Source organism: Arthrobacter pascens (assembly GCF_030816475.1).
GTDB lineage: Bacteria > Actinomycetota > Actinomycetes > Actinomycetales > Micrococcaceae > Arthrobacter > Arthrobacter pascens_B.
Genome location: NZ_JAUSXF010000001.1, coordinates 1,106,283 through 1,119,029 on the forward strand (window position 1 = coordinate 1,106,283; position 12,747 = coordinate 1,119,029).

Consider the following 12,747-nt stretch of genomic DNA (forward strand, 5'->3'; position numbering starts at 1 on the left):
TGTTGTAATCCTCCGCAATTTGGCATGATCCAGTGTTGCGGTCTCTCACTGGGGCTTCTTTCCGGCTACGCTCGAAAGTATGCCGGTATGGTCCAGGGTGTCACGCGCAAGCGCAGAAAAGAAGGCAGTAGTGTCATTTGGTCAAGGCCACCCGGAGGGCTCCGAGGAGTTCAGGAAATGGCTGTCCGGGCTTAAGCCCGTCACCGGGGCGGACACCATGCTGCGTTTCACCAAGACCCCTGAAGGTTCCATCGACCTGACCCATGCCCATCCGTCCGGCCTCGCACAGCTGATGGCCGGCCGCCGCACCCGGCTCTCAACTTTGATCCGTGACCAGCAGCAGTACGTGGTTGCCGCCCGGGCATGCCGGAACATCCGCTCCAAAATCTTCGAGCTCGGAAATGACCGCGGCATCGACGCGGGGTACCTCTCGGCGGGCACGGTGGTGTGGACGTCCGCCGTCGGCGGCAAGCCCCAGCGGATTTCCGCGCCGGTGATGCTCACCGCGATTTCGCTCACGGTCCGCCCGGGCGAGGACGACTACGAACTGCAGCTCACCGAGCAGGCGCACATCAATCCGGCACTGGTCCGGCACCTGAAAAACATCCACGGCATCGTGTTTGACGTGAATGCGGTCACCCGGCTGGCGTACAGCACGGCCAGGTTCGACCCCCAGCCAGTCCTGGACAGGCTCGGCATGCTGATCCGGCCCATCCACGGGGCGGAAGCTGAGCATAACCTGCTGGTCTCAACCTTTGCTGATCTCTCCGGTAACCTCGATGACCCTTGGATCAACGAGGGGAATCCGCTGGTCTCCGCCCTGGCCAAAGCGTCCAACGGTGATGTTGTTGACATCGAGGAGCCGGACCCCTCCCGCTTCCCGAGCGTTGACAAACGGCACCCCGACGACGAACTGCTCCTGCTCGACGCGGACGCCGACCAGCAGTATGTCATCGATGCCGCCCGCGCGGGGGATTCCCTGGTGGTCAGCAGCCCGCCCGGGACCGGCCAGACGCAGACGGCCATCAACGCCATCGGAGCCTTGGTGGATGCGGGTAAATCGGTGCTGGTGGTGGGCGACCGCCGGGCCAGCCTGAACGAGGTCGCGGGCCAGCTTGAAGCCCTCGGCCTTGAATCCATCCTGTTCCAGCTGTCCGGAAACGCCACCCCGCAGCAGCTGAAGGCGCAGCTGGTACGGGCGATTGTCCGGAACGAAAAATCACTCGAGCCCCAGCTGGGGAACCTCCACAAGACGCTGACGGAACACCGGCACGCGCTGATGGACCATGTCGCTTCCCTCCACAACGTCCGCCAGCGCTGGGGATGCTCGCCCTACCAGGCCATGCAGTCGCTCGCCGAGCTCACCTCCATCCAGCCCGCTCCGGCCACGACCGTCCGGCTCAAACGGAGTGTGCTGGACAGCATCCGGGACCGCGATGAGCTTGCCGGCAGGCTGCGCCGCGCCGCTGAGCTCGGCAGCTTCAGCCGTGCCTCCACCACGAGCCCCTGGCACGGGGCCAGGCTGCTGACCCGCAAGGAGACAGAGGAGGCCCAGCAGCTGGCCCGCTCCGTCGCGACGAATTTGCCAGTGCTGAGGGACCGGATGAACGACGTCGCGGAGCACGCTGAGATCCGTCTGGGTTCATCGTTTGCGGAGTGGGGCGCGCAGCTTGAGCTGCTGATGGCCGTCCGGGAAAGCCTCGACAAGTTCACCCCGGATATCTTTGACCGCCCCGTCCACGATCTGATTTCCGCAACGGCATCCTCGGCCTGGCGCCGGGAACGCAACATCGACATGGCCTCCATGCAAAGGTCCCGCCTGCGCCGTGTGGCCAAGGAATACGTCCGCCCCGGAGTCCACATCGCGGACCTCCACAGCTCGCTCGTGCTCGTGCAGGAGCAGCGCGCCTTGTGGTCGGGCTACGCAACGACACAGCGCCATCCCGCCGTCCCCTCCGGGCTCGCGGAGATGAACGTCATGTACCGCTCCCTTGACCGGGAACTGGCCCAGCTGGGGGCTGCCTTGCAGCACACCGCAAAGGGCGGCTCGCTGGCCACCGCTCCTTACCGGGAACTGATGGACCGGCTTGGACGGCTGGTGGGGGATACTCACACGCTCAAGACGTTGCCGGAACGCACATTGCTGGTGGAGAACATGCGCGAGCACGGGCTGGGGGAGCTGCTGGCCGACCTTGCCGAGCGTGAGGTGCCGGCAGAATCGGTGGCTGCCGAGCTTGAACTGGCATGGTGGCAGTCGGCTCTCGAAGCGATGATCAGCGGCGACGATTATCTTGCGATGTCCGACGGTGAGGCCCTTCGGCAGCTGGAGGCCGAATACCGGCTGGCGGACAACGCCCACATCGCCAGCGGGGCCGCCCGCCTGCGGTGGGACCTGTCGGGAAGGTGGCGGGCAGCCATCGGCCAGCACCCGCGCCAGGCCGACCTCCTGCGCAGTTTGCTCAAGGACGGCAGGGTTTCGCTTGCCGCACTGACAGCGCAGGCGCCGGAGCTGGTGCCCATGCTCGTCCCGGTGTGGTCCGTGAGCCCCTATCTCATGACGGGACTCCTCCCGGCGCAGCAGCGCTTTGACGCCGTCGTTGTCCTGGACGCTGAAGCAACCTCACTCCAGGCCGTGCTGCCGTCCATTGCGCGCGCCAACCAGGTCATAGCCTTTGGCGACGCAAGGATCGCCAGCCCGCGGACCTTCACCGTCGGCGTAGAGCGGCTGGCGCCCGGGGAACCGGGACACCAGCGCGTGAAGAGCGCCTTCTCGGCGCTTTCGGAGGTGCTGCCCGTCTGGCGGCTGAATTTCGTCTACCGGGCGGTGGACGAGGACCTGGTCCTTCAGCTCAGCAAGAGTTTTTACGACGGCGGCCTCCGTCGCCTGCCGGAAGGCCAGTCAGCAACCGGGCTCGACAGGGCGCTGCTGGTTGAGTACCTGCCGGACGGGACCGGGCTGCCGAGTGCCGACCATGAAGGTGTGGAATCGGTGGCGGCCGAGGTCAACCGGGTGGTGCAGCTGGTGTTCGAGCACGCCAGGATGCGTCCCCGGACCTCGCTGGCGGTGGTGACGGCAAGCCTGCGGCATGCGGCCAGGATCGGTGAGTCCATCCGGCTGCAGCTGCCCAATTATCCGGGCCTTTCCGGATTCTTCAGCGCCGGACCCGAGTCGTTCCGCGTAGTCGACCTGGAACGCGCCCAGGGACTGGTCCGCGACCATGTGATATTTTCACCCGGCTTCGGCCGCACCCCGCACGGAAGGGCCCTGCATAACTTCGGCCCGCTCTCCGCCGAGGGCGGCCGGGAGAAATTCGCGCTGGCAATGTCCCGCGCCAGGAGGTCCCTGCACATTCTGACCTGCTTCCGGCCTGAAGACCTGGACCACACCCGCCTGGCACACGGCGCCGTTGACTTCTACGAGCTGCTGGACCGCGAGATTTCAGGCAACACCAACCTTGGCACACCGGCGTCCCGGGCCGCGGCCAGCGAGCAGGCTCTGGGAGCGGATCCGCTGGTGGCCGATCTGGGCGACAGGCTGCGGGCCCGCGGCGCCCGTGTGTGGCACCAGTACGACGGCGTCATTGACGTTGTGGCTGCCGCCGACCCGTTGACCACCATGGGCCAGGACGACGCTGAAATTCCCAGGCCGGTGGCGATAGAATCAGACGGTACTGAGCAGTACCGCAACATGAGCGTGCGGGAGCGGAGCCGCCTCCGGCCGCAGCTTCTGGAGCGCCTGGGCTGGCGGTACATGCCGTTGTGGACCATTGAAGTCTTTACCGACCCATCTGCCTGCGCGGACAGGATTGCCGGTTACCTGGGCCTTGAAAAGGTGGTGCTGCCCGGACGGGCCGGGGCCTCAGCCAGCTTCTTCGAGGATGATGTGGACTCCCTGACCCTCGACAGCGACGGCGTGGGGGAGCGGACACCCCAACGCGGGCCCGGGCAGGGCAACGGGCCGGAGAGCGGACCGGGCAACGGTCGGGCCCGGCAATACAGCATCGAAGACCGGGCGGACAGCCTGGGCAGTGTAGAAAACCCGAACAGTGAAGAAAACCTGGACAGTGAAGAGGAGGCGGTCGTGACACCGGGCAACACCAACAAGGAACCGGCTCGCGGCGAAGAGCCGGGTGACGCACCGGGCGGGGCCCGAGCGGCTGCGCCGGGCATTCTTCCCAACAAGGCATCCGAGGATGACCCGCGACGCTGGGGCGACGGCCCTGACGACGATCACGATGCCTGGCTGAAGGAACAGAAACCGCCTCACTGGGGCTAGACGGTACAGGGGCTAAGGGATCGGGAGCGGTCTGCCAGCAGCTGACCTAGCCGCCGGACCGGCCCGCCGCCTCCGCAGTCTGAGGCCCGACGAGGACAAAGAACAGCTTTCCCTGGGTCGAGGCACCTGCGAGCCGGGCTGCCTGCCCGGGGCTGGCTGCCACCACGATCAGCCCATCGGTCTCGCCGGTGCCGAGCCATTGTCCGGTCTTGCCGCCCTGCCCGGAGGTCCAGAGCACGGGAACCGCCGAGGCCAGTATCTCGGAAGGGGATTGCTGGTCATGGGTGTTCGCTCGGGTCAGTACCACGTTGACAAGCTGTCCGGGCGATACCAGCTGGATGGACGACGGATCGGCCATCCTCAGTGGCACGGCCGCTGATCCCGGGGGAGTGCCGGCCAACAGTCCGGGTCCCAGCAACTGCGCGTCCGTCACCAGTTGGCCCTTGCGCAGCGGCGCAGCCAGTTGTTTTCCTGCGGCCTCGCTGCCGTTGCGTACGGCTCCGTCAGCCATGAGGTCCGGCGGGATATGTGTCTCCTGCAGATCCTGGACGGCCAGGGAACTGCCGGCCGGAAGGTCCCGGGCTGCGGCAAATACGGTCATGGTATAGGCAGGCGGCGGGGTGAGCTGGTGGACCGTGATACCAGCGGCCAAGCAGAGCAGCAATGCAGCAGCGAGGCGGCGGTTCCGGCCCAGCCACCCCGCCAGCCGTTGGCGCCGCCTCCGGCCGGCTGCAGGCGGCGCTAGGGGGCGGCGCCCCGATCGCCGGGATGTGGCGTTTTTCAGGCTGGTACGAAAGAGGGCTGCGGGCATGCGCCCACGCTATGTCCGGCAGGCCAAACGGCAACAGCGGCAGGAACGCCTATGTGGACAACCAGGCCGCCGGCGTCGGACGCCCCTGCGGCGGCTTGGTGGGGACGGGGTTAGCTTGCTGCGGCCGCCGCGGCAGGCGCAGGGGAGGCGGGTGCGGGCGCGGCAGCAGCAGCCGTTGCCGGCGCCGGAGTGACAGTGCTTCCCTTGGCATCGCGGGAGTCGGTCCGGTAGAAGCCGGAGCCCTTGAAAACAACGCCCACGCTGTTGAACTTTTTGCGCAGGGTCCCCTGGCATTCCGGGCAGGACGTCAGAGTACTGTCCGTAAACGCCTGGACGATGTCAAAGGCATGGCCGCAATCCTTGCAGGCATATGCATACGTTGGCACTGGTGCTCCTCCTCTGGGACAAACGAGAGGTCCCGGGCTGCCGGTGGTGGAAACTTTCCGTCCATTAGCAGTCTCAGGGCCTGAGTGCCAATTCTATCATCCCGGCCCCGCCGTCGTTGTCTGTCCGGAGGCCCTCCCCAGGGCAATAAGCCCCGACGGCGTCAGGGCCGCCGGCACCTTCCGGTCGAAGTCCTCCGCGGGAAGGCTTCCGGCGGGCAGCAGTTCATGGTCGTAGATGATCGCCGCGAACGGCATATCAGGCCTGCTGGCGGCCAGTGAACCGAGGAAGACGTCATAGTATCCGCCGCCCTGGCCGATGCGATTTCCGCTGCGGTCCAAAGCGGTCGCGGGAATGAAGAGGGCCGTCACCTCAGCGATGATTTCCAATCCATGGCGCGTGCCTGCGGGTTCCAGGATGGGCGCGTAACGGCTCCGCACGAATTCCGATTCGGGAGTCCAGCGGACCCAGCTCAGGCGCCGGCCAGGTTCGCAGACCGGGAGCAGGATGCGGTGGCCGCGGGCCTGCAGGGCGGCCATGAGGGGAGCGGTGGGCGGCTCGAAGCCTACGCCCAGGTACAGGCAGAACGTGGCCGGAGTTCCGCCGGCGATTTTTTCGGCCCATTCCACGCCATGGACGGCAAACGCCGCACCGGCCTCCTCGCGCTGACGGGCATCCATGGCCGCGCGCTTTTCGCGGTGGAGTGATCGGATGCCGTCCTTTGCCGCTGTGCTGTCCCCGGACATTGCCGCTCCTCCGCCCGGCTCCCCGCCGGATGTTCCGATGTTTACCTGCCTGGCCTGGCCGCCCGGCCGCCGCCGCTGCGCCAGTAAATTACTGAATGAATCTTCCCTCCGTTAGATTAGTCCGGTGAGCACCGCTAACCAGACAGTACGCAAGGCCGTCATTCCCGCTGCGGGGCTCGGCACCAGATTCCTGCCTGCCACGAAGGCCATGCCCAAGGAAATGCTGCCCGTGGTGGACAAGCCGGCGATCCAATATGTCGTCGAAGAAGCAGTCAAGGTGGGCCTCAACGACGTACTGATGATCACGGGGCGCAACAAGCGGGCGCTGGAAGACCATTTTGACCGGGTTCCGGCCCTGGAAGCCACGCTGGCCGCCAAGGGAGACACGGCCAAACTCGAGTCCATCCAGGCTGCCAGCAACCTCGGCGATATCCACTACGTCCGGCAGGGCGACCCAAACGGCCTTGGCCATGCGGTACTGCGGGCCAAGCAGCACGTGGGTAATGAACCGTTTGCTGTCCTCCTCGGTGACGACCTGATCGACCCCCGTGACGAACTGCTCAGCACCATGATCGAGGTCCAGGCGAAAACGGGCGGATCCGTGGTGGCACTCATCGAGGTGGAACCGAACCAAATCAGCGCCTACGGTTGCGCAGATATCCAGGAAATCGACGGCGAGGGCTTCGTCCGGATTAACAAGCTTGTGGAGAAGCCGGAAGTGGACGAGGCACCTTCGAATCTCGCCGTGATCGGCCGCTATGTGCTGCACCCGGCGGTCTTTGAGGTCCTGGAACGCACCGGCCCCGGCCGCGGCGGCGAAATCCAGCTGACGGATGCACTGCAGGAACTGGCAGCCGGAGATAGCGAAGGCTACGGCGTCTACGGCGTAATCTTCCGCGGGCGGCGCTACGACACCGGCGACAAGCTTAGCTACCTCAAGGCCTGCGTCCAGCTGGCCATCGACAGCGATGACCTGGGGCCGGGTCTGCGTGCGTGGCTGCCGGGCTTCGCCGCCGGCCTGTCAAACTAAAGCCCGTGCGCGCCGGTCCCATTTGGCCAGTAACCCTGGAATGCGGTGACCTCATCCTGCGTCCCATCCGGTACCGGGACAAGAAGGAATGGACCCAGGTCAGGGCTCGCAACAGCCAATGGCTTGCACCTTGGGAGGCGTCCAACCCGATCCCCGGCGGAGGTCTTCCTGACTACCGGAACATGGTCCGCTCGCTCAACATCCAGGCTGCCCAGGGAACAGCGCTACCGTTCCTGATTACAGAACGCACCCCCGGTTATCGGTCCCCGGTGATCGTCGGGCAACTCACCGTCTCCTCAATCGTGTGGGGATCGGCGCTCATGGCAACGCTGGGCTACTGGGTGGACCAGGCCAGGGCCGGCCACGGTATCGCTCCCACCGCCGTCGCCATGGCCACTGACCATTGCTTCCAGACCCTTGGCCTGCACCGGATGGAAATCAACATCCGCCCCGAGAACGGTCCCAGCCTGCGGGTTGTCGAAAAACTGGGCTTCCGGGACGAGGGGTACAGGCCCCGGTTCCTGCACATCAACGGGGAATGGGCAGACCACCGTACATTTGCCCTGACATCCGAAGAAGTTCCGGACGGGCTGCTGCCGCGGTGGCTGGCGTCGCGTGGGTATGAGGCCGACTGATTTGTCACCTTGCCGGCGACACACCGCAGCTAATGCGGCAGCCACCAGGCTAATGCTCATACGGTTTTGATTGTGGACTTCCCTCTTAGCAGCTCAGTGATCCTTGTGGTTGCCGTCGTGCTTTGGATTGTGTGGGTCGCCCCGTATGTCCTCCGGAACCGCAGGCAGTTCCAGGCTGCAGCAGAGTTTCCGGCCGACGCACCAGCCACTGAATCATCGGACCCGAGAGCCGGGACGGTAATGAACATGACCGCCCAGCAGGAGAAACCCATGGACATCAGGAAGATCCCCGAAGCCACACTGGACTCTGGCACTGCCTCCACTACGGGCAGGTTCCGGATCCGGTACGGCAGGACGGGCATCGCACTGGTCGCCGTCGCGGCATTGTTGACCGCCTTTGTGTCCGGAGTGCTCCTGTTGTTCAGGCTGGGCACGCCGCTTTTGCCGGTGTCTTGCGTGGCAGTGACCTTGGCGGTGGTCGTGCTGCTCAGGCGGCTGGCTGTCCGCGACCGCAAGGCCAGGGTCAATGCAGCCTTCAGCGCCGCGATGAGCGCCGCTCCCCGTCGCCAGGATTCTCCCTCCACGCGTGCGGACCGGCCGGCGGCGGCTCAAGCCCTCCCGGACAGCCAACTGTTCGACGCCGAGGCCCACCAGGCCAAGCCCAAGCGGCTGACCGCCATGGAACTCCGGGAGGCCGCCCTGGCGGTTGCCCTGGAAGCCGGGGATACGAGCGTGAGGATAGCCGCCGAGCCCGTACCTACTGACACATGGGAGCCAGTGGACGTGCCCAAACCCGTATACGTCGAGGCCGCAAAGGCCGAACGTCCCGCCCCGGAGCCGCTGGACCTGCCCGAGGCTCCCAAGGCCCAGGGAAAGCCGTCACTCAAGCAGGGATCCGCAGCCGCTCCGCCGGCAGCTCCTGCAGCCAGGCCCCTGACCAAGGCCCAGAGCGCCCTCAGCAATCTGGACGATGTGCTGCAGCGGCGCCGTGCATAAGCCGTTCATCGGGCAACAAAGGGGTAAATCGGTGTCGGTTGGTAATGTGGCCGGAAAATTTGTAGCCTAGGGTCACCGGCGCCCGCAGTTCCCGCCCGCAGTTCCTTCGGGAGGCGCTGTTCCGGGGCTATAGCTCAGTTGGTAGAGCGCTTCGTTCGCATCGAAGAGGTCAGGGGTTCGAATCCCCTTAGCTCCACAATGTGGTGAGTCGGTACATCCTTCACAGGTGAGTCCAGTCATCCCTAACACCCCGGTCTTCGGACCGGGGTGTTTTCTTTATCTGGGCTGGTAGTACCGGGAACGTCAGGCCTCGACGTGCTGGGCGCTTAGACTTCGCTATATGGGCCCTTCGTCAGAAGATCGAGCGCTTCCCGCCGGCGGCGCCGGCGCGGAAGGACCACGGGCGAGCCTCCGGTCGGAACTCGACGGGCGCCGGTACACCGTGGTCGATGAGGACTGGGCCGGGGGCATCCCTGCACAGTACGGGGTCGCACCGCGGATCCGGATCGGTCAGACCAAGTGGTTCAATCTGCTGTGGCTGATCCCGATCGGACTTCTCCTGCTTATGGTTGGTGTAGCCGTCGCAAAGGGCATGCGGGGACTGCCGGCTGTGCAGGACTTCATGCACACCTACCCGGGCGTGTCCGAACTGCCCCGCGATGCACCCGTCGGATTCCCCGAGTGGCTCGGTTGGCAGCACTTCCTGAACCTGTTCTTCATGATTTTCGTGATCCGCTCCGGCCTCACGATCCTCACCGACCACCCACGGCTTTACTGGAGCAGGCACTCCACCCCGGGGAAGGACTGGTTCCGGATTCAGAAACCCGTTCCTTCCGATCCGCTCTACACGGCCAAGGAGGACTCGATCACCCTGCCGGACGGGGTCGGACTGCCGGGCAGACGGCACTCCATTGGGCTTGCCCGATGGTGGCACCTTGGGATCGATACCCTGTGGCTCGCCAATGGCATCGTGTTCTTCGTCCTGCTGTTCACTACCGGGCAGTGGATGCGCCTTGTTCCGCTGCATTGGGACGTCCTCCCGAACGCTGTTTCCGTCGCTATCCAGTACTTATCCTTGGATTGGCCAGCGGAGAGCGGCTGGAGCAACTACAACAGCCTGCAACTGCTCGCCTACTTCATCACCGTATTCATCGCCGCCCCGCTGGCCCTGATGACAGGCCTAGGAATGTCTCCGGCGCTGTCGACGCGCTTCCGGCGGATCAGCTCCTTGTTCAGCATCCAGTTTGCCCGCTCTGTGCACTTCCTGGTCCTTTGCTGGTTCGTGCTCTTCGTCGTCGTCCACGTCGCCCTCGTCATAACCACCGGGGCCCTCCGGAACCTCAATCACATGTACGCCGCGCAAGACGCCGAATCGTGGACCGGATTCTGTGTCTTCTTCGCCTCGATGGTCATCGTCATAGTTGCCTGGATTGCAGCGACGCCGTTGACCTACCGGCACCCGCGCGTCGTGCAGAAGGTCGGATTTGCCTTGGTCGGGCCCGCACAGCGGCTGTTCGAGCACATCGATTCCAACCCCGGTCAATACACCGACAAGGACATCTCCCCGTATTTCTGGCACAACGGGAAATATCCCGACACCGCCGGGTACAAACAGCTCCAAGCGGGCAATTTCGACCACTACAAGGTGGTCATCAACGGCCTCGTCGAAAACCCCGTGGAGCTGAGCCTCGACCAGCTGCGGGCCCTGCCACATCACGAGCAGATCACGCAGCATTTTTGCATCCAGGGCTGGTCCGGAGTCGCAAAATGGGGCGGGGTCAGCATGCAGACGATCCTCGACACTGTCCGGCCCGCTTCGGACGCGAAATGGGTGATCTTCTACTCCTTCGCTCTCGGGCCCGAGGGCGGTCTCTATTACGACGCGCAACCCATCGAGCAGATGAGTTATCACCTGACGATGCTCGCCTACGACATGAATGATGCGCCCGTGTCCTTCGGGCACGGGGCCCCGCTGCGCCTCCGGAACGAAACCGAGTTGGGTTTCAAGATGGTCAAGTGGATACAAGGAATCGAATTCGTGGCGGATTTCGCCGACGTCGGCGGTGGCCTTGGCGGGTATAACAACGACCACGAGTTCTTCGGGTACCGGCAATCGATCTGATCCATTTTCGTGAGAGAGTGTTATCTGGCTTGATTCGAGTTCGCATCGAATTAGTCAGGGTTCGAATCCCTTAGCTCTAGAAAAACATCAGTCTGATACGGGCGGTGCTTTCCGGCCTCAACCACCCCTGGATTGGACAGAATCAATGAGTTTGATCCGGCTGAACGACGTCAGCGTCGGCTTCGACAAAACACCCGTCCTGCGTGAAGCCTTCCTCCGGCTGGAACAAGGAGACCGGGTAGGCCTCATCGGCAAGAACGGTTCCGGCAAATCAACTATCCTCAAGCTTGTTCTCGGACAGGTGGCGCCCGACACCGGCAGCGTCGTCCTTGATCAGGGGATCAAAACGGCCTATTTTTCCCAGTTCTCGGAATTGAACGGGGAGTCCAGCATTGCCCAGGTCCTCGACGGCCTGTTCGCCCATGTCAAGGCCATCGAGTCTGAACTGGCCGCGATCGACGCAACCATAGCCGCCGATTCTGGCGACGCCGCGCAGCTCGACCAGCTGATCCACCGCCAATCCGGGCTTTTTGAGGACATGGACCGGCTGGATGGCTGGGACTACGGCCGCACCATCGATAAGGTGCTAACCACCCTGGGCTTCAGCGAGGCCCACCGTGCCTGCCCCATAGATGAGTTGTCCGGCGGCTGGCGGAACCGCGCCGCACTGGCTAAAATCCTGGTCGAAGCCCCTGATGTGCTGTTGCTTGACGAGCCCACCAATTTCTTGGACGTAGCGGGCGTGGAATGGCTCGAGGGCTGGTTCCGGACCTTCAAGGGCGCCGCCATCATCGTCTCGCATGACCGGAAGTTCCTGGACTCCGTGGTCACTCGGATTGTTGAAGTGGAGAACTTCCACCTGCACGAATATCCGGGTAACTTCGCTGAGTACGTCGTGGCAAAGCAGTTCAGGCTCAAGAGCCTGGCGAGCCAGTTTGTCCATGAGTCCGAGCTGCTGGCGTTCGAAGCCGAGGGAATCTCCGACCGCCGCGAGGCCGCCAAGGCCGCCAGCAAGGGCCTGGCGGGCCAGCTGGCCAAGATCAAGAAGTCACGCGCGCCCCGGCCGGTGGACACGATCATCACCGAAATCTACGGCGGCTTGTACGTTAAGGACGTGCTGTGCCGGGTGGACTCGCTCAGTAAGGCATATAGCGGGAGGACGCTGTTCAGCGGCCTGAGCTTCGAGATCGGGCGCGGCCACCGGATCGCGGTCCTGGGAGCCAATGGCAGCGGTAAGACCACCCTGCTCCGGGTCCTTACGGGGGAGGATCCTGCAGATTCAGGATCCGTCACCTGGTCCAAGGGGGCAGGCATCGTCTCCTACAACCAGGTTCTTGAAGAACTTGACGACGACGACACCGTCACCCACGCGGTCAACGCCATGCCGGACAGCCTGGCGCTGACCGCCACGAAGAAATCAGTGAACAGGTTCCTCGCCATGTTCCAGTTCTCCGAGGCAGACCTCAAGCAGAGAATCGGCAGCCTGTCGGGCGGCCAGCGTGCGCGCGTCGCCATGGCGCAGTGCCTGCTCTCCGGAGCCTCGGTTCTTCTCCTTGACGAGCCCACCAACCACCTCGACCTGTCCAGCACCCAGGTCATGGAGCGTGCCCTGCTGCATTTTCCGGGAGCCGTGGTGGTGGTCAGCCACGACCGTTTCTTCACGGACAAGATCGCGAACCGCCGGTTGGTGTTCCGGGGGGAAGCTTCGGGGCAGGGTAACGTCGAGATGCAGGCCGCTTGAGCCATT

General features: G+C 64.4%; 9 protein-coding genes and 1 tRNA gene. 7 read left to right on the forward strand and 3 right to left on the reverse strand.

Annotated elements, in window-relative coordinates:
* Window positions 1–79 precede the first annotated feature (79 nt).
* Entirely contained in the window at window positions 80–4,276 is a 4,197-nt protein-coding gene (locus QFZ40_RS05165; protein ID WP_306903217.1) for a DUF4011 domain-containing protein, read from the forward strand.
* Between the two features lie 46 nt (window positions 4,277–4,322).
* On the opposite strand, the gene cpaB is transcribed toward QFZ40_RS05165, so the two are convergent.
* From cpaB to QFZ40_RS05180, 3 genes are all read right to left on the reverse strand, one after another.
* Window positions 4,323–5,087, reverse strand: a complete 765-nt coding sequence (cpaB, locus tag QFZ40_RS05170) for a Flp pilus assembly protein CpaB (RefSeq protein WP_306903218.1) — start codon at window positions 5,085–5,087, stop codon at window positions 4,323–4,325.
* A 110-nt stretch (window positions 5,088–5,197) separates the two neighbouring features.
* Complete coding sequence (locus QFZ40_RS05175; RefSeq protein ID WP_306903219.1) at window positions 5,198–5,473, reverse strand: FmdB family zinc ribbon protein; 276 nt, start codon at window positions 5,471–5,473, stop codon at window positions 5,198–5,200.
* Window positions 5,474–5,569: 96 nt separating this feature from the next.
* Complete coding sequence (locus tag QFZ40_RS05180; protein WP_306903220.1) at window positions 5,570–6,217, reverse strand: 5-formyltetrahydrofolate cyclo-ligase; 648 nt, start codon at window positions 6,215–6,217, stop codon at window positions 5,570–5,572.
* A 124-nt stretch (window positions 6,218–6,341) separates the two neighbouring features.
* Here QFZ40_RS05180 and galU point away from each other — a divergent pair, with 124 nt between their 5' ends.
* The 6 genes from galU to QFZ40_RS05210 all read left to right on the forward strand — a co-directional run bounded on the left by galU (window position 6,342) and on the right by QFZ40_RS05210 (window position 12,741).
* Window positions 6,342–7,247: a UTP--glucose-1-phosphate uridylyltransferase GalU gene (gene galU / locus QFZ40_RS05185; protein WP_306903221.1), complete on the forward strand. Its 906-nt coding sequence runs from the start codon at window positions 6,342–6,344 to the stop codon at window positions 7,245–7,247.
* 5 nt (window positions 7,248–7,252) lie between these two features.
* The gene (locus QFZ40_RS05190; RefSeq protein WP_306903222.1) at window positions 7,253–7,882 is read left to right on the forward strand and encodes a GNAT family N-acetyltransferase; all 630 of its coding nucleotides are present in this window, start codon (window positions 7,253–7,255) and stop codon (window positions 7,880–7,882) included.
* 72 nt (window positions 7,883–7,954) lie between these two features.
* Window positions 7,955–8,878, forward strand: a complete 924-nt coding sequence (locus tag QFZ40_RS05195) for a hypothetical protein (protein WP_306903223.1) — start codon at window positions 7,955–7,957, stop codon at window positions 8,876–8,878.
* A 123-nt stretch (window positions 8,879–9,001) separates the two neighbouring features.
* Window positions 9,002–9,074, forward strand: a tRNA-Ala gene (locus tag QFZ40_RS05200).
* 144 nt (window positions 9,075–9,218) lie between these two features.
* Window positions 9,219–11,000 (forward strand): molybdopterin-dependent oxidoreductase, encoded by a 1,782-nt coding sequence (locus tag QFZ40_RS05205; protein WP_306903224.1) that lies wholly within the window; start codon window positions 9,219–9,221, stop codon window positions 10,998–11,000.
* Between the two features lie 145 nt (window positions 11,001–11,145).
* Window positions 11,146–12,741, forward strand: a complete 1,596-nt coding sequence (locus tag QFZ40_RS05210) for an ABC-F family ATP-binding cassette domain-containing protein (protein ID WP_306903225.1) — start codon at window positions 11,146–11,148, stop codon at window positions 12,739–12,741.
* Window positions 12,742–12,747: the final 6 nt, after the last annotated feature.